This window comes from Pseudomonas guariconensis, assembly GCF_900102675.1.
GTDB classification, from domain to species: domain Bacteria; phylum Pseudomonadota; class Gammaproteobacteria; order Pseudomonadales; family Pseudomonadaceae; genus Aquipseudomonas; species Aquipseudomonas guariconensis.
This window is the reverse complement of record NZ_FMYX01000003.1, coordinates 239,732-258,903: the sequence shown is the minus strand read 5'-3', so window position 1 is coordinate 258,903 and position 19,172 is coordinate 239,732. Positions and strand designations below refer to the sequence as shown.

18 protein-coding genes, 5 tRNA genes and 2 pseudogenes are annotated in these 19,172 nt (G+C 62.3%); 5 read left to right on the top strand and 20 right to left on the bottom strand.

The genetic code is table 11. The features are described 5' to 3' along the window. Window positions 1-89: 89 nt before the first annotated feature. The 8 genes from murB to BLS27_RS06535 form a co-directional block, all read right to left on the bottom strand. Entirely contained in the window at window positions 90-1,106 is a 1,017-nt protein-coding gene (gene murB / locus BLS27_RS06570; RefSeq protein ID WP_090343777.1) for a UDP-N-acetylmuramate dehydrogenase, read from the bottom strand. Next, window positions 1,103-1,567, bottom strand: a complete 465-nt coding sequence (locus BLS27_RS06565) for a low molecular weight protein-tyrosine-phosphatase (RefSeq protein WP_043214393.1) — start codon at window positions 1,565-1,567, stop codon at window positions 1,103-1,105. Before BLS27_RS06565 ends, murB begins: the two co-directional genes overlap by 4 nt. Next, window positions 1,567-2,331: a 3-deoxy-manno-octulosonate cytidylyltransferase gene (gene kdsB, locus BLS27_RS06560; RefSeq protein ID WP_070573253.1), complete on the bottom strand. Its 765-nt coding sequence runs from the start codon at window positions 2,329-2,331 to the stop codon at window positions 1,567-1,569. Before kdsB ends, BLS27_RS06565 begins: the two co-directional genes overlap by 1 nt. After that, window positions 2,328-2,513: a Trm112 family protein gene (locus BLS27_RS06555; protein ID WP_003247142.1), complete on the bottom strand. Its 186-nt coding sequence runs from the start codon at window positions 2,511-2,513 to the stop codon at window positions 2,328-2,330. The genes kdsB and BLS27_RS06555 overlap by 4 nt, the downstream gene beginning before the upstream one ends. A 42-nt stretch (window positions 2,514-2,555) precedes the next feature. Continuing rightward, window positions 2,556-3,566 (bottom strand): tetraacyldisaccharide 4'-kinase, encoded by a 1,011-nt coding sequence (gene lpxK, locus BLS27_RS06550; RefSeq protein WP_090343775.1) that lies wholly within the window; start codon window positions 3,564-3,566, stop codon window positions 2,556-2,558. Beyond that, window positions 3,566-4,000, bottom strand: coding sequence for an ExbD/TolR family protein (locus BLS27_RS06545; protein WP_043214387.1), 435 nt, complete (start codon window positions 3,998-4,000; stop codon window positions 3,566-3,568). Before BLS27_RS06545 ends, lpxK begins: the two co-directional genes overlap by 1 nt. Continuing rightward, window positions 3,997-4,632: a MotA/TolQ/ExbB proton channel family protein gene (locus tag BLS27_RS06540; protein WP_043214385.1), complete on the bottom strand. Its 636-nt coding sequence runs from the start codon at window positions 4,630-4,632 to the stop codon at window positions 3,997-3,999. Before BLS27_RS06540 ends, BLS27_RS06545 begins: the two co-directional genes overlap by 4 nt. Window positions 4,633-4,742: 110 nt before the next feature. Further along, complete coding sequence (locus tag BLS27_RS06535; RefSeq protein WP_090343773.1) at window positions 4,743-6,962, bottom strand: DNA internalization-related competence protein ComEC/Rec2; 2,220 nt, start codon at window positions 6,960-6,962, stop codon at window positions 4,743-4,745. 142 nt (window positions 6,963-7,104) lie between these two features. Between BLS27_RS06535 and BLS27_RS06530 the strand changes: the two genes are divergently transcribed. Continuing rightward, window positions 7,105-7,746, top strand: coding sequence for a DUF2062 domain-containing protein (locus BLS27_RS06530; protein ID WP_139205743.1), 642 nt, complete (start codon window positions 7,105-7,107; stop codon window positions 7,744-7,746). Here the strand turns inward: BLS27_RS06530 and BLS27_RS06525 are convergent. The 3 genes from BLS27_RS06525 to BLS27_RS06515 form a co-directional block, all read right to left on the bottom strand. After that, window positions 7,630-8,409, bottom strand: coding sequence for an ABC transporter permease (locus tag BLS27_RS06525; protein ID WP_043214381.1), 780 nt, complete (start codon window positions 8,407-8,409; stop codon window positions 7,630-7,632). The genes BLS27_RS06530 and BLS27_RS06525 overlap by 117 nt on opposite strands. Then, on the bottom strand, window positions 8,406-9,338 hold the full coding sequence (locus BLS27_RS06520) for an ABC transporter ATP-binding protein (RefSeq protein WP_070573244.1): 933 nt from the start codon (window positions 9,336-9,338) through the stop codon (window positions 8,406-8,408). The genes BLS27_RS06525 and BLS27_RS06520 overlap by 4 nt, the downstream gene beginning before the upstream one ends. A 140-nt stretch (window positions 9,339-9,478) precedes the next feature. Beyond that, a complete protein-coding gene (locus BLS27_RS06515) occupies window positions 9,479-10,102 on the bottom strand; it encodes a glutathione S-transferase (protein ID WP_043214375.1) in 624 nt (207 codons plus the stop codon). Window positions 10,103-10,287: 185 nt separating this feature from the next. On the opposite strand from BLS27_RS06515, the gene BLS27_RS06510 reads away from it, so the two are divergent. After that, window positions 10,288-12,735, top strand: coding sequence for an acyl-CoA dehydrogenase (locus tag BLS27_RS06510; RefSeq protein WP_090343771.1), 2,448 nt, complete (start codon window positions 10,288-10,290; stop codon window positions 12,733-12,735). Between the two features lie 94 nt (window positions 12,736-12,829). Then, a complete protein-coding gene (locus tag BLS27_RS06505) occupies window positions 12,830-13,240 on the top strand; it encodes a PA2817 family protein (protein WP_043209867.1) in 411 nt (136 codons plus the stop codon). A gap of 116 nt (window positions 13,241-13,356) precedes the next feature. Here the strand turns inward: BLS27_RS06505 and BLS27_RS06500 are convergent. The 5 genes from BLS27_RS06500 to BLS27_RS06480 all read right to left on the bottom strand — a co-directional run bounded on the left by BLS27_RS06500 (window position 13,357) and on the right by BLS27_RS06480 (window position 13,915). Next, window positions 13,357-13,432: transfer RNA gene (locus BLS27_RS06500), tRNA-Gly, on the bottom strand. An 86-nt stretch (window positions 13,433-13,518) separates the two neighbouring features. Continuing rightward, window positions 13,519-13,594 (bottom strand) — tRNA-Gly (locus tag BLS27_RS06495). A 3-nt stretch (window positions 13,595-13,597) separates the two neighbouring features. Then, window positions 13,598-13,673: transfer RNA gene (locus BLS27_RS06490), tRNA-Glu, on the bottom strand. Window positions 13,674-13,761: 88 nt separating this feature from the next. Beyond that, window positions 13,762-13,837 (bottom strand) — tRNA-Gly (locus BLS27_RS06485). A 2-nt stretch (window positions 13,838-13,839) separates the two neighbouring features. After that, window positions 13,840-13,915, bottom strand: a tRNA-Glu gene (locus BLS27_RS06480). A 314-nt stretch (window positions 13,916-14,229) separates the two neighbouring features. Between BLS27_RS06480 and BLS27_RS06475 the strand changes: the two genes are divergently transcribed. Next, window positions 14,230-14,997, top strand: a complete 768-nt coding sequence (locus tag BLS27_RS06475; RefSeq protein WP_090343769.1) for a hypothetical protein — start codon at window positions 14,230-14,232, stop codon at window positions 14,995-14,997. Window positions 14,998-15,209: 212 nt separating this feature from the next. Here BLS27_RS06475 and BLS27_RS06470 read toward each other — a convergent pair whose 3' ends face one another. Further along, entirely contained in the window at window positions 15,210-15,692 is a 483-nt protein-coding gene (locus BLS27_RS06470; RefSeq protein WP_090343767.1) for a GAF domain-containing protein, read from the bottom strand. Further along, a pseudogene (locus BLS27_RS23595) lies at window positions 15,689-15,808 on the bottom strand (AAA family ATPase); the annotation flags it as partial. The gene BLS27_RS06470 and the pseudogene BLS27_RS23595, both read right to left, overlap by 4 nt. A 95-nt stretch (window positions 15,809-15,903) precedes the next feature. Between BLS27_RS23595 and BLS27_RS06465 the strand changes: the two are divergent. Then, window positions 15,904-18,260 (top strand): annotated as a pseudogene (locus BLS27_RS06465) (response regulator). Here BLS27_RS06465 and BLS27_RS06460 read toward each other — a convergent pair. Further along, complete coding sequence (locus BLS27_RS06460; RefSeq protein ID WP_070573232.1) at window positions 18,250-18,738, bottom strand: glutathione peroxidase; 489 nt, start codon at window positions 18,736-18,738, stop codon at window positions 18,250-18,252. The pseudogene BLS27_RS06465 and the gene BLS27_RS06460 sit on opposite strands and share 11 nt — an antisense overlap. 13 nt (window positions 18,739-18,751) lie before the next feature. Beyond that, complete coding sequence (gene msrB, locus BLS27_RS06455) at window positions 18,752-19,147, bottom strand: peptide-methionine (R)-S-oxide reductase MsrB (protein ID WP_043209856.1); 396 nt, start codon at window positions 19,145-19,147, stop codon at window positions 18,752-18,754. Between the last annotated feature and the right edge of the window lie 25 nt (window positions 19,148-19,172).

Sequence of the window (19,172 nt, the reverse complement as noted above, 5' to 3'; positions counted from 1 at the left end):
GCCAGTGTGAACTGGCGGGGCTTTTTCATTTCGGGAACATTTACCGCGAGACTGACTTGAACGATGGTCTGTGTAGCAGCCCCCAAGGATCAGTACAGGTTCGGTTCCATCTCCAGCTCGACCCCGAAGCGCTCGTAGATATCGGCTTGTATCCTGCGCGCCAAGTCATGCACCTGTGCCCCGCTTGCCCGGCCATAGTTCACCAGGACCAGCGATTGCAGACGATGCACCCCGGCATCCCCGTCCCGGTATCCTTTCCACCCCGCCTGCTCGATCAGCCAGCCTGCAGCCAGCTTCACCTGCCCATCTGCCTGCGGATAAGCCACCACGCCCGGGAAGCGCTCGCGAATCTGCTCGGCCAGCGCCGCCGTTACCACAGGGTTCTTGAAGAAGCTGCCGGCGTTGCCAAGCTCGGCCGGGTCAGGCAGTTTTTCCCTGCGAATGCTGCAGATAGCTTCGCTGATGGCCATGGCGGTCGGCGCATGAACGCCCTGCTCCAGCAGACGCTGGCGAACCGGGCCGTAATCCAGATGCGCATGCAGGGTTCGACTCAGAGCAAAACGCACCCGCAGGATCAGCCACCGCCCAGGGTTGCGTTTGAACAAGCTGTCCCGATAAGCGAAGGCACATTCCTCCAGAGCAAAGTCCCGCAACTCGCCGGTTTCACGATCCAAGGCGGTTAGGCCGGCAAATACGTCCTTGATCTCTACGCCATAGGCACCGACGTTCTGCATGGGCGCGGCGCCAACGGTGCCCGGGATCAGGCTGAGGTTCTCCAGACCGCAAAAGCCCTGTGTCAGGCTCCACTGCACGAAGGGATGCCAAGGCTCGCCTGCCTCGGCCTCCACCACGACCCGATCACCATCGTCCTGCAACACCCGACGGCCTCGGCTGGCCATATGCAACACCAAGGCATCGATGTCACCAGTCAGCAGCAGGTTGCTGCCGCCACCGATCACCAGCACACGCACTTGCCGCTCGATGGCCTCAGCCAGGGCCTGACGGACCTGCGCATCGTCATGGGCCTGGGTGAAATAGCGTGCCTTCACGTCAATGCCAAAGGTGTTGTAGGGCTTGAGCGAGACCCGTTGCTGCCAGCTCGTCATAGCCGCCCCTTGATTTCAACGACCAGCGCCTGGCATGCAGCTTCGATCAGGTCCAAGACCTGCTCGAAACCTTCGGCGCCGCCATAGTACGGGTCCGGTACCTCATCCAAGGCTGCGCCATAGCGGCGCAGAAAGAGATCCAGTTCACCGGGCGCGGCGTGGGGACGCATGGCGTGCAGATGAGCCAGGTTGCTCTTGTCCATCGCCAGGATCAGGTCGTATTCGGCAAAATGCTCTGCCTTGACCTGCTGGGCACGCTGACGGGACAAGTCATAGCCACGCGCCAGAGCCGCGCGGCAGGTACGGCTGTCGGGCGCCTTGCCGACGTGCCAGTCACCGGTGCCGGCCGAGGCCACGTGCACCAGCTCGGCAAGTCCTGCGGCCTGCAATTGGTGGCGCAATACACCTTCGGCAGTCGGTGAACGACAGATATTGCCCAGGCAGACGAACAGAACGCGCATCAGGCCTCCAGCAAGCGCCGAACGCGCTCCAGGTCTTCAGGAGTATCCACGCCGACGGCCGGGGCCTCGATGGCGTCTGCTACGTGAATGCGCACGCCATGCCATAGGGCGCGCAGTTGCTCCAGCGCTTCGGTCTGCTCCAGCCAGCAAGGGCCCCAGCTGACGAAGTCCTGGAGAAAACCCACACGGTAGGCATACATACCGATATGACGGCGGTAAGGAACGCCTTCGGGGATGCTGTCGCGGCGCTTGGCGAACGCATCTCGCGCCCAAGGCAGCGGTGCACGGCTGAAGGTCAGGGCCAGACCATGCTTATCGCTGACCACCTTGACCGCATTGGGATTGAACACGGTTTCAGGCTCGGCGATCGGCTCGGCCAACGTCGCGATGCCCGCTTCCGGATGGGCTGCAAGGTTGGCGGCCACCTGATCGATGATCACCGGCGGAATCAAAGGCTCGTCGCCCTGCACATTGACCACGATGGCGTCAGCCGGCAGGCCCAGATGCGAGGCCACTTCGGCCAGTCGGTCAGTGCCGGACTCGTGGTCGGCACGGGTCAGCAGGACCTCGGCGCCAAATGCTTGGCAAGCCTCGACGATGCTGGCATCGTCGGTGGCGATGACCACGCGGCTGGCGCCGCTTTTGCGGGCCTGTTCCCAGACATGCTGGACCATCGGCTTGCCGGCAATCGCCAGCAGTGGCTTGCCCGGCAGGCGGGTCGAGCGCAGGCGGGCAGGAATCACCACGGTGAAATTCAAGCTCATTTGTCCAGGCGCTCGTCGTCGGTCAGGGTGCGCGCTTCACTTTCCAGCATCACCGGGATGCCGTCACGAATCGGATAAGCCAGGCCCGCGCCCTTGCTGATCAGCTCGGTTTTGTCGGCACTGAGCTTGAGCGGGCCCTTGGTGATCGGGCAGGCCAGGATATCGAGCAATTTGGTGTCCATGGAGGCTTCCTTGAGGCCAAAGGCCGGAAAAAAGAAAAAGGCTCAGGGCTGGAGACGTTCAGGCAGCAGACGCTGCAACTGCCCGTCGAACCAGTTGGCAAAGGCCTGGGATGGCACGGCGTCGACCGCCAGGTACCACCAGTCGTCGGCCGCAAAGGGCCGGCACTTCACTGCATCCTTCTCGGTCATCACCAGCGGCAGCGCCGGACTGAACGCCAGGTTCTCGACGCTGAACTGCGCATGATCGGCAAAGGGATGCGGTATCGGCTGCCAGTTTAGCCCTTGCAATGTATTGAAGAAACGCTGTGGATTGCCGATGCCAGCCACGGCGTGCAACGCCTGGCCAGCCGGAAAGTGATCGAGTGGGCGACGCTCGCCGCTGCGCAGATTGACCAGTGCCGAGGGCCGCAGGCCGAAAGCGAAGCCGTCGTCCAGGTCCACCTTTGCGCCGTTGTACAGCACCGCATCGGCCTCGGCCAGACGCTCGACCGGCTCCCGCAACGGGCCCGCCGGCAGACAACGGCGATTGCCCAGGCCGCGGGCGGCGTCAATCAGCACCAGCTCCAAGTCACGCGCCAGGCGGTAGTGCTGCATGCCGTCATCGCACAGGATCAGGTCTAGCGGCTCGCTGGCCAGCAGCGCCTGCACGGCGCAGGAACGGTCGGGGTCGATCATCAGAGGCACGCCTGTACGTTGAACGATCAACAGCGGTTCGTCACCGGCGTGCTGCGCGCTCTGGTCTGCCCGGACACGCCAAGGCAGGCTGGGCGGCGCTGCGCCATAACCCCGACTGACCACCCCGACCTTGAGCCCAAGCAGACGACAGTGCTCGATCAACCAGAGAATCATCGGCGTCTTTCCGGTGCCGCCGACCGTGATGTTGCCCACTACGATCACCGGCACCGGCGCTCGGTAGCTGGCGCTGTCACCCCTGAGAAAACGTGCACGCTTGCGCGTCACCACCCGCCGGTACAGGGCCTCGAGCGGGCGCAACAGCGCAAGCGCCGGATGCCCGGCATACCAGGCCGCGAGCAGACGGTCAGCGAAAGCCATCAAGGAGTACCCTGCGCGGCCTCGACGGTGGTCATGCGCAACTTGCTGAAGCCGAGCTTGCCGGCCGCATCCATTGCGGTGACCACAGCCTGGTGCGGCGTCTTGCCGTCCGCGCTGATCGCCAGCGGCAGGGTGATGTCCCCGCCCGATTCGCGCTCGAGCGCCTCGGTCAAGGTCGCCAGATCGCTCTTGGGCAGCAAGTGGTTGTTGACCGAATACACGCCGTCCGCACTGATGGTGATTTCCACAACCTTGCCCTCCTCTGCCGGTGCCTGGGTGGCACTGGCGGCTTCGGGCAGCTCGACGCGCAACTGGGTCTCGCGGGTAAAGGTGGTGGTGACCACGAAGAACAGGAGCAGAACGAACACCACGTCGATCAACGACGCCAGGTTGATGTCCACGTTCTCCCGTTGCCGGTTGCGCCGGAACTTCACGCCTTGCCTCCGGCCACTTCCACTTCGCGATCGCCTTGCAGCACCTCGACCAGCTTGATTGCCTCCTGCTCCATGCCGACGACCAGCTCATCGATGCGTCGCTGCAGGAACCGGTGGAAGAAGACCGCCGGGATCCCCACCATCAGGCCGGCGGCTGTGGTGACCAGGGCCTTGGAAATACCACCCGCGAGAACGGCCGGGTTGGCAGTCATCTGCGAGCCCATGAAGGCGCTGAAGATATCGATCATGCCTAGCACCGTACCCAGAAGGCCGAGCAAGGGGGCCATCGCGGCGATGGTGCCCAATGTACCGATATAGCGCTCCAACTCATGGATGACCCGGGAGGCGGCCTCCTCGATGCACTCTTTCATGATCTCGCGACCATGGCGGGAGTTGGCCAGGCCCGCAGCGAGGATTTCGCCCAACGGCGAATCGGCGCGCAGGGCCTTGAGCTTGTCACTGGTCAGTTGCTTGTCCTTGATCCACATCCACACCTGGCCCAGCAGGTGCGGTGGGGTCACGCGACTGGCGCGCAGGGTCCACAGGCGCTCGGCGACGATAGCCATGGCGGCGATGGAACTCAGAATGATCGGCAGCATCATCCAACCACCGGACTTGACCAATTCCCACACAGTAAGCATCCCCTTGAAAAAGGCCGCCACTCTACCATAGGACCGTGGGGGGCTCATCTGCCGAAGGTCAGGGAGTCGGCCGTTCACATTATGACCTGCGCATGGGCCATTCATTGCACCTGTCGCCAGAACCGCCGCTGCGCCCGCAGTCCCTCGACCTCGCCATGGGTGCCCAGGCGTAGGCGCAAAGCGCCTTCGATCGCGGTGTCATGAACGCTCAACCCGTACCGCCGGTAACGCTCCACGACCTGCGGATGCGGATGACCGAAGCTGTTGTAACGCCCCCGGGAAATCATCACGCCCCTTGGCGACGTAGCGCGGATGAACGGCTCGGTGGACGAGCTGCGACTGCCATGGTGCGGCGCCTGCAACCAGTCGATGCGCGGCGCATCGGTCGCTGCCAGCCAAGCCCGCTCGGCACCAGCCTCCATATCGCCGGCCAGTAACAACCGCTCGCCCTGGGCCTGTACCAGCAGCGCACAGGAACGCTCGTTACCGGCCGGTCCCCCTGCCCACTGCCAAAGCATGAAGTCCACCCCATCCCAGTGCCAGCGCTCGCCACTGACGCACCGGCGTGCCCGCAAAGCCTCCGGTAATTGTTCAGGCTCCCCCGCAAGCACCCTACCCAGCGGCAGACCGCGCCCGATAGCCGCTGCGCCGCCGGCATGATCGGCGTGGCCATGACTGATCAGCATCAGATCCAGGTGCTTGACGCCAAGCTTGCGCAAGGTCGGCAACACCACCCGGTCCCCCAGGTCCATGTCACCCTTGGCGGGGCCGGCATCGTAAAGCAGGCTGTGCGTGCGGGTTCGCAGCAGCACGGCCAGGCCCTGCCCCACATCCAGTTGCAGGACTTCAACCTGCCCCTGCGGCACTGGCTCCCGTGGAGCCCACAGAGCCATCAGCATCACGCCCCCCAGTCCACGCAGCGGCACACCCCGGGGCAGCAACAGCAACGCCGCCCCCAATCCGATCAGCAGTCCCGCCCACGGCGTCAATGCCTGGGGCTCCCAGGCCGGACGCCATTGCCCCAACAGCGCCAACTGCTGAAACAATATTTCCAGCAACCCGCCTGCCCACCACAGCAACAGCTCACCGGGCTGGCCCAGCGGCAACAGCGCACTGCCCAGCAGCGCCAACGGCAACACGGCAAAACTGATCCAGGGTACCGCCAACAGATTGGCCAGCGGCGCTGTCAGGCTGATCGGCAAACCCAGCGCCAGCAAGGCCGGCAACAAGCCCACCGCGACCACCCATTGCGCCCTGCTCCAGGCTTGCCACGGCCGCCAGCCGCCGAGGCGCCCGGCAAAGCAGAACACCAGAACGGCGACTGCGGCGAACGATAGCCAGAACCCGGGCAACAGGCTCGCCAACGGTTCGATCAGCAGCACGCCACACAGGGCAGCCAGCAACGGCAGGAGCGCCCCCAGATGACTGAAGTGCAGACGCCAGAGCAGGACCATCGCCAGCATCAGGCAAGCTCGCTGCACCGGCACACCGAACCCTGCGAGCCCGCCGTACCCCAACGCTGAAACCAGACTCAGCGCGCACGCCCAAGGCAACCATGGCAGACGCTGGGGCCACAGGCCCAGGCGCGCCAGCCACGCCACCAAGCCATAGACCAGCCCGGCCACCAAGCCGATGTGCTGGCCGGAAATCACCATCAAGTGCACCGTACCGGTGGCCTGCAACGCCTGCCATTCCGAGCGCGCAAGCCCCGAGCCATCCCCCAGGACCAGCGCCGCCAGGGCACCTTCGCGCCCCTGGGCATCGACTGCCAGCAAGCGTTGGCGCACCGCGTCGCGCCAGTTGTTCGTGGCGGGTGCCAATAACTGCCCAGCCTTGACGGTGCCCACGGCGCCGATCCGCCGCGCGAGAAAAAGCGCCTCCCAGTCGGGACCATGGGGGTTGAGCAGGCCATGGGGTCGCTTGAGCGTGACAGCCAGGCGCCAGTACTCGCCGGCGCTCAGTTGTGGCCCCTCGAACCAGTTCAACTGAAGCCGACGCGGCAAGGCGGTGCGACGCGAGGTAGGCTCCGCAAGCTCGAAGCGCACGGATCGCCCTCGTAGTGCGGGCAATCCCACCACCCGCCCCTCCAGCCACACGGTTCGCCCATCCAACGCGGATTCCAGACGATCATCCAAGGCGTTTTGCGCCGACCAACAGGCCCAGCTCATTCCGAGGAGAAAGCAACCTACAGCCCTGGCTCTGCCAGGAAGACAAACCACGCCGAGCAACAGCATCGTCAGCATCGCGCCGACCGATGGCAATGCAGGCAGAAAACGCAGGCTCAACAGCCCGAGTGCGAGCGCGAACATCCCTGTGCGCATGAGATAGAGCTCCAGAAGCGAAACAGCCCTCTGAGGCTTAGCTGAAAAGTCGGCCGACCTTGCTCAATAATTGTCACAAACTCTGAACAAGGTCGTCAGGCAAAAAAGGCATACTGCCCTCATTCACCTGCCGGGAGCGTACATGCCGCGCCGTCTCTTCAAACGCTACATGCCGGATCCAACCAGCATCCGCGAACACAAGTCCTTACGCTTTTTCGGCAGATTGCTGCACGATCCCAACCTCTGGCACCTGAACCGCCATTCGGTGGCGCGGGCCATGGGCGTCGGCCTGTTTGCGGCACTGATTCCCATGCCCATGCAGATGTTGCTGGCCGCCAGCCTGGCAATCCCACTGCGGGGCAACCTGCCAATCGCGGTCAGCCTGGTCTGGCTGACCAATCCACTGACCATGCCGCCGGTGTTCTTCGTCACCTACATGACCGGCGCCTGGCTGATGCAGGTGCCGCCCCGCACGCTGCCGGACGAAATCACCGTCCAGTGGGTCACCGATCAACTGTCGACGATTTGGCAGCCCTTCCTGCTGGGCTCGGTGGTGTGTGGGCTGGTGCTGGGCCTGTTCGCCTACTTCGCCACCATGCTGTACTGGCGCTGGTGGGTAGGCCGGCAATGGCGCCGGCGCAAGGCCCAGGGGGCAGCCAGGCACGCCTCAGGCACGCATGCCACGGCCGCTAACCAGCAGACGAACGCACAGCAGGTAAAGCACTGCAGTGGCCACCAACATGAAGGTGATCGCAGTGCCGATACGGATATCCGACACCCCTAGGATGCCGTAGCGGAACGAGTTGACCATGTGCAGTACCGGGTTCGCCAACGACACGGTCTGCCAGAATGGCGGCAGCAAGCTGATCGAATAGAACACCCCGCCGAGGTAGGTCAACGGCGTCAGCACGAACGTCGGAATGATCGAGATATCGTCGAAATTGCGCGCGAACACGGCGTTGACGAAGCCCAGCAGCGAGAAGATGGTCGCGGTCAGCAGCACCACCGCGACAGTGACACCCAGGTGATGCACCTGCAGATGGGTGAAGAACATCGACAGGATGGTCACGATCACCCCGACAGCCAGGCCACGCAACACGCCTCCGAGCACATAGCCGACGAGAATGGTGTGCGGCGATACCGGCGAGACCATCAGCTCTTCGATCGAGCGCTGGAACTTGCTGCCAAAGAAGCTCGAAACCACGTTGCCGTAGGAGTTGGTGATCACCGACATCATGATCAACCCCGGCACGATGTATTCCATGTACGTGAAGCCGCCCATGTCGCCGATCTGTCGACCGATGAGATTTCCGAAGATCACGAAATACAACACCATGGTGATCGCCGGCGGCAACAGGGTTTGCGGCCAGATGCGCAAAAAGCGCCGGACTTCACGGTAGACGATGGTGTTGAGGGCGACCCAGTTGGTGCGCAGGTCCAGACTCATACGGCCACCTTCGACAGGTTTTTTTCTACCAGTGACACGAACAGCTCCTCGAGTCGGTTGGTCTTGTTGCGCAGGCTCTGCACTTCGATCTGCTGCAATGCCAGTTGGCCAAACAGCGCGGTGATGCCCATCGCTTTGTCCACCTGCACTTCCAGGGTGTGCGGCGTGATCAGCCGGCACGGGTAGCCCTGAAGCACCGGCGCCTGGGCAAGATCCTGCTTGAGGTCGAGAACGAAGGTTTCCACGTGCAGCTTGCTCAGCAGCTTGCGCATGCTGGTGTTCTCGACGATGGTGCCATGGTCGATGATGCCGATGTTGCGGCACAGCTGCTCAGCTTCTTCCAGGTAATGGGTGGTCAGGATGATGGTGATGCCTTTCTGGTTCAGCTCGGTGAGAAAGCTCCACATCGAACGGCGCAGCTCGATGTCCACACCCGCGGTCGGCTCATCGAGAATCAGCAAGCGCGGTTCGTGAATCAGCGCCCGGGCGATCATCAAGCGGCGCTTCATGCCGCCGGAGAGCGAGCGCGACTGCACATCCCGCTTATCCCACAGGCCCAGTTGGGTCAGGTACTGTTCGGCGCGCTCCTTGGCCAGCTTGGGCGGGATGCCGTAGTAGCCCGCCTGGGTGACCACGATATCGAAGGTTTTCTCGAACTGGTTGAAGTTGAACTCCTGCGGCACCACGCCCAGGCAACGCTTGAGCGCGGCAGGGTCGCGATCCAGGTCATGGCCGAACACATTCACCGTGCCGCTGGTCTTGTTGACCAGGGTGGAGAGGATGCCGATGGTGGTGGACTTGCCGGCGCCGTTGGGGCCAAGCAAAGCGAAGAAGTCACCCTCGGCGACATCCAGGTCGATGCCCTTGAGGGCCTGGAAGCCGTTGCCGTAGGTCTTGGTCAGCTGTCGTATGGACAGGGCGGAACTCATAGCGGGTCAGGTACCGAGAAAAGGGTTCAGGACACGCCAGGGCTGATCACTGGCGCAGTGAGTGCGGCCAATGGTGCAAGCCCTGGCCGCGCAAGTACAGTCATGTGTATCGATAATGACTATCGAAATGACCACGGTGTTCAGGTCAATGCCGTCATTACCGCTGCTTGGTAGGCCGGGCGTTGGCGCAGGCGCTCATACCAGGCCCTCAGATGGTGCATCTGCGGGCGCTCGATCGGCATTTCGAACCAGGCGTAGATAAAACAGCCCAGGGGGATATCGCCCATGCCAATCTGCTGGCCGGACAGGTAAGGCTGGTCCGCCAGGGCCTGGTCGGCGATCGACAGCAACTGCGCGCATTGCTTGTGGGCAGCATTGATGGCCACCCAGTCGCGCTGGTCCTCCGGCGTGCGCAGCAGGCCCCAGAACAACGGCCGGAATGGCGTAGCGAAGGACGAGGTGGTCCAATCCATCCATTTGTCCGCCAAGGCGCGCTGGCGCGGATCGTCCAGATACCAGCCTTGGTCGCGGCCATATTGGGCGCACAGGTAGCGAACGATGGCGTTGGACTCCCAGAGCACCAAGTCGTCATCTTCGAGCATCGGCACCAAGCCATTAGGGTTGCGCGCCCGATAATGCGGCTCGTCCACCACACCGAAGGCGCCGCCAGCGTCGATCGATTCGAAGTCCAGGCCCAGTTCATGGGCAATCCACAGTGCCTTGCGCACATTGCTCGAGTTCTTGCGGCCCCAGATCTTCAGCATGACAGCGTCCTTTGGTATGCAGAGGCCCGATAGTCTACTCCAATCCGCCGGCCTGGTTGGTGAAACACCGGACTGCGCTGAACGCTCGCCGCCATACCCTGTCACTGTTCAGGTCAGGCCGTCCCGCCAGGCAGGTCTAAGCTCTGTGGGATAGCTCGTACCCAATGTTCCATGGAGGAAGGATTATGTTGCTGCTGTGGTTGGTGGTGTTGGTGATCGGTGCGGCGTACCTCACGCATCGGCGCCTGGCCCCCCTGAAGATCCTGGGGGCCGTCGCGGTATATGTGTTACTGATGGGCATCTGGGGGCACGCCCCTGCCTGGCTGCTGGCATTGATCTGGCTGGTATTGGCCTTCAAGACCGCATTTTTGGTATTGCCGCAATGGCGGCGCAAGTTGTTCACGACCCCTGTGTTCCAATGGTTCCGGCGCACGCTGCCGCCGATGTCACGAACCGAACGCGAGGCCATCGACGCCGGCACGGTCTGGTGGGATGGCCAACTGTTCAGCGGCCGCCCCGACTGGAATGTCCTGCTCGACTATCCGGCAGCCACGCTGACCGACGAAGAACAGGCCTTCATCGACGGCCCCACCGAGGCCCTCTGCGCCATGGTCAGCGACTGGCAGATCAGTCAGGACCTGGACCTGCCAGCAGAAGCGTGGACGCATATCAAGGCCCATGGCTTCTTCGCTCTGATAATCCCCAAAGCATACGGCGGCAAAGGTTTCTCGGCCTATGCCCACTCTCAAATCGTGATGAAACTGGCTACCCGTAGCGCCGACCTGGCCTCGACGGTGATGGTGCCCAACTCCCTGGGCCCGGCCGAGCTGCTGTTGCACTACGGCACTGAGGAACAACGCAATCATTATCTGCCTCGCCTGGCTCGCGGCGAGGAAATCCCCTGCTTCGCCCTCACCGGCCCACTGGCCGGCTCGGACGCGAGCGCCATGCCAGACACCGGCGTGATCTGCAAAGGCCAATGGCAAGGTGAAGAAGTGATCGGCCTGCGCTTGAACTGGGAGAAGCGCTATATCACCCTTGGTCCGATCGCGACACTGCTGGGCCTGGCCTTCAAGGCCTATGACCCGGAGCACCTGCTGGGCGACACGCAGGATCTGGGCATCAGCCTGGCGCTGGTGCCCACCGATACACCGGGTGTCGAAATCGGCAGGCGCCACTTCCCGCTGGGCGCGGCCTTCATGAATGGCCCCAACAGCGGCAAAGATGTCTTCATACCGCTGGATTACCTGATCGGCGGCAAGGACATGCTCGGCAAAGGCTGGATGATGCTGATGAACTGCCTGTCCGTGGGCCGTTCCATTTCCCTGCCCGCGGGAGGCACAGGTGCAGCCAAGTACAGCAGCCTGGTGACCGGTCAGTACGCACGCATTCGCGAACAGTTCAATGTTCCCTTGGCCGCCTTCGAAGGCATCCAAGCCTCCCTGGCCCGCATTGGCGGCAACGCGTGGCTGGCCGACAGCGCCCGGATACTGACCGCCCAGGCCGTCGACCTCGGCGAAAAACCCTCGGTGCTGTCGGCGATTCTCAAGTACCACCTCACCGAGCGAGGTCGCGAATGCATCCAGCACGCCATGGATGTACATGGTGGCAAAGGCATCATCCTGGGCCCGAATAATTACCTGGCACGCAACTGGATGGGCGCACCGATCTCCATCACCGTCGAAGGGGCCAACATTCTTTCACGCAATTTGATGATCTTCGGTCAGGGCGCGATCCGCTGCCATCCGTTCGTGCTCGAGGAAATGGCCCTTGCCGGGCGCGAGGACCACGAGCAGGCGCTCGCCGAGTTCGATGACTTGTTGATGAAACATATCCTCTTCGCCGCCGGCAATGCCGCCAGCACCCTGGTACTGGGGCTCGGCCTGGGTCGCTTCGAGCAGGTACCAGGTGATGCCCTCAGCCAAGGCTATTTCCGCGCGCTGAACCGACAAGCTGCGGCATTTGCACTGCTGGCGGACCTGTCGATGATGATGCTCGGCGGTGCACTCAAACGCCGGGAACGCCTCAGTGCGCGCCTCGGCGATGTATTGAGCTATCTGTACCTGGCTTCGGCGTCTCTCAAGCGCTACCACGACTTGGGCTCACCGGAGCACCTGCAACCATTGCTGCGCTGGGCCCTGGAGGAAAGCCTGGGCCAGTCGGAGGCCGCACTGGATCGCCTGCTCGACAATTTCCCTAACCGCTTCGTCGGTTGCGCCTTGCGTGTGCTGGTCTTCCCTCTGGGACGTCGCCACACCGGGCCAAGCGATGAATTGGATGCCGAGGTGGCGGAGTTGATTGGGCGGCGCAAGGGAGACCCTGCGCTTGAAGAGCTGCTGAGCGGCTGCTTCCGTCCGCAGGCAGAAGCCGACCCGGTGGCAGCCTTGCAACGGGCCAGCGACCTATTGGCAGAGTGCGCCCCTCTGCACAAGGCGCTGCACGAGGCGATCAGGCACGGCAAGGTCCATCCCGCACCTGGGCAGTCAGCGCTAGACGCTGCCGTCGAGGCTGGCGTACTGCAAGCTGCCGAGGGGCAGCGCTTGCATGAGGCGCAGGCAGCTCGGCGACGGGTGATCGATGTGGACGCATTCGACAAGGAGGCGCTGCGCCCGATCAAAGACGCGATACGCTGACTCCTGGCGATCGGGTTGTGCTGACACGCTCAGCACAGCCCGCGCAACCGGCGTATACTCCGCCCCCGTTTCAGCCATACCGAGGACCCTTTCCATGGCCAACCCGCACCTGGAGTATCACCTGCAACTGCTTCAGCACCTGCGCACCATTCTGGTCGCCCTGGGTGAAGCCGAGCAGGTGCCGGAAGAGAGCCACGCCCTGTTCCTCGAACGCTTCGATGAACTGCTCACCCTGCTGCCGCAGGATCCACTGGAAAGCCAGTACCTGGGCCAAGACCTGATTTGTCAGGTAATCCAGCGCTACCCTCAGATTGCCCACCTGGTACCACGGGACCTGCTTTGGTTCTTCGGCGGCGACTGCCTGCACTTCATGCCCGATGAAGAACTGGCCGTGTACCAGCAACTCGAAGACCTGCGCTACGAAGCCGAACAGAACGGTGAAGCCTTCGACTGGAACCAGCAAAAGCAACTGCTGAGCCTGCCTGAACAGACACCGAAGCATTGATGCCCCAGCAGGGCAAGCACAGGCTTGCCCTGCCCCCAAAAAAAACGGGAGCGCGGGTGCCGACGCCAGAAACGGCAAAAAAAAACGCCCTCTCGTCTGAGAGGGCGTTTTCGATTTGGAGCGGGAAACGAGACTCGAACTCGCGACCCCGACCTTGGCAAGGTCGTGCTCTACCAACTGAGCTATTCCCGCAAATATGAAGCAAACCGCTATTTGGCATGAAGCGCCGTACTGGCCTTCATCGCCACTGCATCGCCATGGACGATACAGCTTTGAATTGGAGCGGGAAACGAGACTCGAACTCGCGACCCCGACCTTGGCAAGGTCGTGCTCTACCAACTGAGCTATTCCCGCAAATGGCGTCCCCTAGGGGACTCGAACCCCTGTTACCGCCGTGAAAGGGCGGTGTCCTAGGCCACTAGACGAAGGGGACATACCCAACGCTTTTCAGCGCACCAGCTCAATGCCTTTCGACAGCGACTGGATTTTCAAGCTCTGCCAGAGGCAGAACTCAGGAAAACTGGAGCGGGAAACGAGACTCGAACTCGCGACCCCGACCTTGGCAAGGTCGTGCTCTACCAACTGAGCTATTCCCGCATTGGCGTCCCCTAGGGGACTCGAACCCCTGTTACCGCCGTGAAAGGGCGGTGTCCTAGGCCACTAGACGAAGGGGACACACACTACAACTTTTCACTCCCTGCCGCGCTTTGCTGTGAGCTTTACGCTGCAAGTGGCGCGCATTCTATGGATGCCTTGAGGGGGCGTCAACCCCTTTCTGGAAATTTATTTAAATCAATGACTTCCGGCTTTAGAAAGACAACAGGCATGATGCGCCCAACGGCTGGCGTTGATTTTTTGACAGCAGGTCGGCAAGCTCGTGGCAAAGTGCTAGCAGAGCAATTCGCAATCCTGTCGGATAGCCCTACCCGGCCATAGGCGAACTCTCCTACACTCAAGTCGGAAATTATCTATTTGACGAGGCGTTAACGGTGACACCACTTCTGATCACCTTGCTCATCGTGGCAGGTATCGCGCTACTGATCGTGATCGGCTACCTCAATAATGTCGTGGAAAACGCCAAGCTTGAGCGCGCTCGCCTGAAAATAGAACTGGCAGAACGCCTGCGTCGCTGCGGCGAAATCAGCGAAACCTTCCCCCGGCAACTCATGACGCCAGCCCTCAAGGTGCTGCTGACCCGCCTGGAGCTCAACCTTTATCAACGTCAATTGGCACTGGACAAGCACAACGCCGAGATCAAGGGACGTATCAGCGAGCTGGAAAGCCTCGTTGCCCAAGGCGACGGCATTGCGATCAACAACCCGCCCAGCCCGATCCAGACCGAGGCCAAAGCCAAGGAAGTGCGTTTTCTCTTGGAGTCGTTGCACAACCAGATCGTACGCGCCACTCAGGAAGGTTTCCTGCAAACCAATGAAGGCAAGTATTGGGTCAAGGAGATTCGCCACCTGTTGGTCCTGCTGCACATCGAGTTCTTCAACAACCTGGGCCAGCAAGCCCTGCAGCAGAACCAACCCGGTCAGGCGCGGCTGGCTTTCGACCGGGGTGTGCAATACCTGCGCAAACAGCAGGACCCCAAGCAATACGACGAACAGCGCATCTACCTGGAAAAGCTCCTGGCCCGTGCCGACGCACTGGTGAAGGACAAGATGGAACCTGCGGAAAACGACGAAAATGCGCTGACCCAAGGTCTGAAGACCGACGAAAGCGAAAACTGGAAAAAGAAAGCGCTCTACGACTGAGGGCTGATCCTCGCGACCACTTCGTCAAACTGCTCGTTGCGCGAAGCAGATAACGCGCTACGCCAGTGTGCACGGACAAACCCGCTCCCACAGAATCGGCGCAAATCCTGGAGGATCGGGTTTAGCCGTGAAGGCACCGCCACGGGGCCAGGCAACGGCTCCCACAGAAAACGCAGCAAAGACAAGGGGCTTTCATAGGCCCCTTGTCGTTTTCAGCAGTCTGTCAACTCAAGGAAAATCGCCGTCAGGCGTTCCAGCCCGGCTTGATCCGCCTCGCTGAACCGCGCCAGCTTCGGGCTGTCCAGGTCCAGCACACCAATCAGCCTGCCCGCCTTCACCAGTGGAATCACCAGCTCGCTATTGGATGCGCTGTCACAGGCGATGTGGCCTGGGAAGACATGCACATCCTCGACCCGCTGGGTCTGACGCGATGCCGCGGCCGCTCCGCACACACCCTTGCCGAAGGGGATGCGTACGCAGGCCACCTGGCCCTGGAACGGGCCGAGCACCAATTGCTCGTCGCGGTTGAGATAGAAGCCAGCCCAGTTCAGGTCCTCGATCTGATGATAGAGAAACGCAGAAAACTGCGCGGCATTGGCGATGAAGTCGCGTTCGTCGGCAAACAGCGCCTGCACTTGCGCGGCCAGCAGGTCGTAGCCATCGAGGCCGGAGCCGCTGGCGTTGAGGTCGATCATTGTTTCTGCTCCAACAATTGCCGCCCGAACCAATACCGGGCGAACTGATAGGCACAACGGCCATTACGGATGCCGCAGCCGGACGACCGGCGCACGACGAGTTTGTCCAAGGCTTCGCACGATGCCGCCCCCGGGCTAGAGGTGCCGCCAAAGCCCATGATCGAGCGGTAAAGAACCTGACACCAACGCGAGCAGCTTGGCTGTATCGACTATGCTTGCGCAGCGCAAGGGACGTAAACCGGCTCGGACTCCATGGATATCAAGTTCACCAATCGCCTGTCATACAAGCAAGCCCGGTTGACAGTCATGGTCGGCTTCATCTTGGGGGCGCTGCTCAGCCTCGTGCAGATCGGCATCGATTATGCCAGCGAAGACGCGTCCATCAACCGCGAGGTGCAGGCGCTGCTGCAAATCAGCCACGATCCGCTGTCGCGCATCACTTACAACATCGACGCAGAGCTTGCCCAAGAGCTGATCGGTGGCCTGCTGCAATCGCCGGCGGTGATCCGCGCGCGCCTGGTCGACAACAACGACACCGTGCTGGCCGACGCCAGCCGCCCTCGCCAGGAAGACCGCTACCGGCCACTGAGCGATTTCCTGTTTGGCGAACAGCGCCAGTTTCAGGAACGCTTGTTTCTGTCCAGCCTGCCCAATGAATACCTCGGCACTTTGTATCTGGACATCGACACCTATGCCTTTGGCGGTCGCTTTCTGGACCGCGCAGGCGTCACCTTGGTCAGTGGTTTCGCCCGCAGCCTGGTGCTGGCCGGCATTCTCCTGGCGTTGTTCTATATGATGCTGACCAAGCCGCTGGTAACGGTGATCGCCGCTCTGAGCAGTAGCGACCCGCGCCATCCCCACCAAGGACGCCTGACATGCCCCCATGGCCATGAACAGGATGAGATCGGCGTGCTGGTCAAAGTCGCCAACCAGCAGTTCGTCAGCATGTCCACCGAGATCCAGCAACGCCGCAATGCCGAAAACCGCCTGACCGAGTACCTGAACGAACTGGAGGATATCGTCTCGGCCCGTACCGACGAGCTCAAGGCCAGCAACAACCGCCTCAGCCAGTCCAACCAAGAGCTGGAGCACGCCCGCCAACAGGCATTGGACATGGCCCAGGCCAGAGCCGCATTCCTGGCCAACATGAGCCATGAAATCCGCACGCCGCTCAACGGCATGCTCGGCATGATTTCCCTAGCCTTGGACAGCCCGCTGGCCGCCGAACAACGCCAGCAGCTATCCATCGCACACGACTCGGGCAAGGTGTTGGTAGAACTGCTCAACGATATTCTCGACCTGTCCAAATTCGATGCCGGGCAACTGGAGCTTGAGCGCATCCCCTTCGACATGGGCGCGATGGTCGAGGACACCGCCAATCTGCTGTCGCAGAACGCGGCAGCCAACGTCGAACTGACCTGCCTGATCAGCCCCGACTTTCCCAGCACGGTGCTGGGCGACCCGACCCGGGTACGGCAGATTGTGAGTAATTTGCTGTCCAACGCTCTCAAATTCACCCGCTTTGGCCGGGTCGATGTGCGCCTGACGCCGATCGTCGGGGGCGTACGCCTGGAAGTGTGCGACACCGGCATCGGCATCCCAGAACAGGCCCAAGCGCGCATCTTCCAGCCCTTCACCCAAGCCGGCGCCGGCATCACCCGCCAGTACGGCGGCACGGGGCTAGGCCTTGCCCTGACCCGCAACCTGTGCAAGGCCATGCAAGGTCACTTGCACATCGACTCCGAGGCAGGCTTTGGCAGCCGCTTCACGGCTGAGCTGCCGCTGCTCGCGCACACCGAAGCCATCCCGCCCGCCCCTTTGCATGGGCGCGTCGTCGTTCTGAGCAACGCCGCCAGTGGCCTGACCGAACTGTTGCACAAGCTGCTGCCTGGCTGGGGACTGTCCTATCACGGCTTCGATGATGCAGCGCAGGCCGCCGACGCCACGCCCGACTTGGTAATCACCGACGATGTGGCCCACCTGGACACCTTGCGCTCCTGCCTGCAGGCGCCGATTCTGCTGGTGACTGCGTATGGCAACTTCCTCACCCAGGAGCACGCCACGCAACTGGCCCCCCTGCTGCAACTGGCGCGCCCCCTGGCACGCAACACCCTGTATCAGACGCTGCGCCGCGCATTGGAGGGTGTCGAGGCCGACGTCCCCCGGCGCCACCTGCAGGCCCAGCACCAGCCAATACGGGCTCGCGTCCTGCTGGTAGAGGACAACCCGGTCAACCAACTGGTGGCCAAAGGCATGCTGGTCAAACTCGGTTGCCAGGTGCTGCTCGCCACCCAAGGCGCCGAGGCCCTGGCGCAATTGGAGCAGGAGACGGTGGACATGGTGCTGATGGACTGCAACATGCCGGTGATGGACGGCTACGAGGCCACCCGGCGCATCCGCCAGGACGGGCGATGGCCAGCACTGCCGATCGTTGCCTTGACCGCCAACGCCATGCCCGAGGAGCGCGAGCGTTGCCGCGCCGCCGGCATGAACGATTACCTGGCCAAGCCGTTTCGTCGCGAGGAGTTGCTGGCGTTGGTCGACCACTGGGTGCCGATCAGCGGCTGAGCAAGGCCTCGATCGACGCCTTGAGCGCCTCAGGCTTGGTGTTGGGGGCGTAGCGGGTAACCTTGCCGCTGGCAGGGTCGACCAGGAACTTGGTGAAATTCCACTTGATCCGCTGCGTGCCCAGGATGCCGGGTGCGCGCTTTTTCAGCTCGACGAACAAGGGATGGGCATCCGGGCCATTGACCTCGATCTTGCGAAACAACGGGAAGCTCACACCGAAGTTGCGCTCGCAGAACTGCGCGATGTCCAAGGCATCCCCGGGCTCCTGCTTGCCAAACTGATTGCAGGGGAACCCGAGGACCACCAGCCCGCGTTCGCGGTATTGCTTCCACAGCTGCTCCAGGCCCTTGTACTGGGGCGTGAAACCACACTGGCTGGCGGTGTTGACCACCAGCAGCGCCTTGCCCGGAAAGTCGCCCAGCACCTTTTGCTCGCCCTTCAAGGTGACGCAGCGGATGTTCTTCAGCGTATCGGCCATCGCAGGTCTCCGGTCAGTCACGCGGCTTGAGGTCCAGGCACACTGAGTTGATGCAGTAGCGCAGGCCGGTCGGTGGCGGGCCATCGGGGAACACGTGGCCCAGGTGGGCATCGCAACGCGCGCAGGTGACTTCGGTACGGATCATGCCGTGGGAGGTGTCGCGTATCTCGATCATGGCGCTCTGCTCGATCGGCTCGTAGAAACTGGGCCAACCGCAGCCGGAGTCGAACTTGGCTCGCGAGTCGAACAATGGCAGGTCGCAGCAGATGCAGTGGTAGATGCCATCGCGACGCTCGCTGTTGTACTTGCCACTGAAGGGGCGCTCGGTGCCCTTCAAACGGCACACCTCATACTGGGCCGGATCCAGCATCTGGCGCCATTCTTCCAGGGTTTTGTCGATCTTTTGCATGGGGGAACCTCGGCAGGCTGAATTT

What these genes read in the sequence shown, in the direction of transcription:
- BLS27_RS06505 (WP_043209867.1), top strand. Translation starts at nt 12,830, where the DNA reads ATGGCCAACCCGCACCTGGAGTATCACCTGCAACTGCTTCAGCACCTG.
- BLS27_RS06520 (WP_070573244.1), bottom strand. Translation starts at nt 9,338, where the DNA reads ATGAGTTCCGCCCTGTCCATACGACAGCTGACCAAGACCTACGGCAAC.
- BLS27_RS06515 (WP_043214375.1), bottom strand. Translation starts at nt 10,102, where the DNA reads ATGCTGAAGATCTGGGGCCGCAAGAACTCGAGCAATGTGCGCAAGGCA.
- BLS27_RS06510 (WP_090343771.1), top strand. Translation starts at nt 10,288, where the DNA reads ATGTTGCTGCTGTGGTTGGTGGTGTTGGTGATCGGTGCGGCGTACCTC.
- BLS27_RS06525 (WP_043214381.1), bottom strand. Translation starts at nt 8,409, where the DNA reads ATGAGTCTGGACCTGCGCACCAACTGGGTCGCCCTCAACACCATCGTC.
- lpxK (WP_090343775.1), bottom strand. Translation starts at nt 3,566, where the DNA reads ATGGCTTTCGCTGACCGTCTGCTCGCGGCCTGGTATGCCGGGCATCCG.
- BLS27_RS06555 (WP_003247142.1), bottom strand. Translation starts at nt 2,513, where the DNA reads ATGGACACCAAATTGCTCGATATCCTGGCCTGCCCGATCACCAAGGGC.
- BLS27_RS06565 (WP_043214393.1), bottom strand. Translation starts at nt 1,567, where the DNA reads ATGCGCGTTCTGTTCGTCTGCCTGGGCAATATCTGTCGTTCACCGACT.
- kdsB (WP_070573253.1), bottom strand. Translation starts at nt 2,331, where the DNA reads ATGAGCTTGAATTTCACCGTGGTGATTCCTGCCCGCCTGCGCTCGACC.
- msrB (WP_043209856.1), bottom strand. Translation starts at nt 19,147, where the DNA reads ATGCAAAAGATCGACAAAACCCTGGAAGAATGGCGCCAGATGCTGGAT.
- BLS27_RS06460 (WP_070573232.1), bottom strand. Translation starts at nt 18,738, where the DNA reads ATGGCCGATACGCTGAAGAACATCCGCTGCGTCACCTTGAAGGGCGAG.
- BLS27_RS06470 (WP_090343767.1), bottom strand. Translation starts at nt 15,692, where the DNA reads ATGATCGACCTCAACGCCAGCGGCTCCGGCCTCGATGGCTACGACCTG.
- BLS27_RS06530 (WP_139205743.1), top strand. Translation starts at nt 7,105, where the DNA reads ATGCCGCGCCGTCTCTTCAAACGCTACATGCCGGATCCAACCAGCATC.
- BLS27_RS06535 (WP_090343773.1), bottom strand. Translation starts at nt 6,962, where the DNA reads ATGCGCACAGGGATGTTCGCGCTCGCACTCGGGCTGTTGAGCCTGCGT.
- murB (WP_090343777.1), bottom strand. Translation starts at nt 1,106, where the DNA reads ATGACGAGCTGGCAGCAACGGGTCTCGCTCAAGCCCTACAACACCTTT.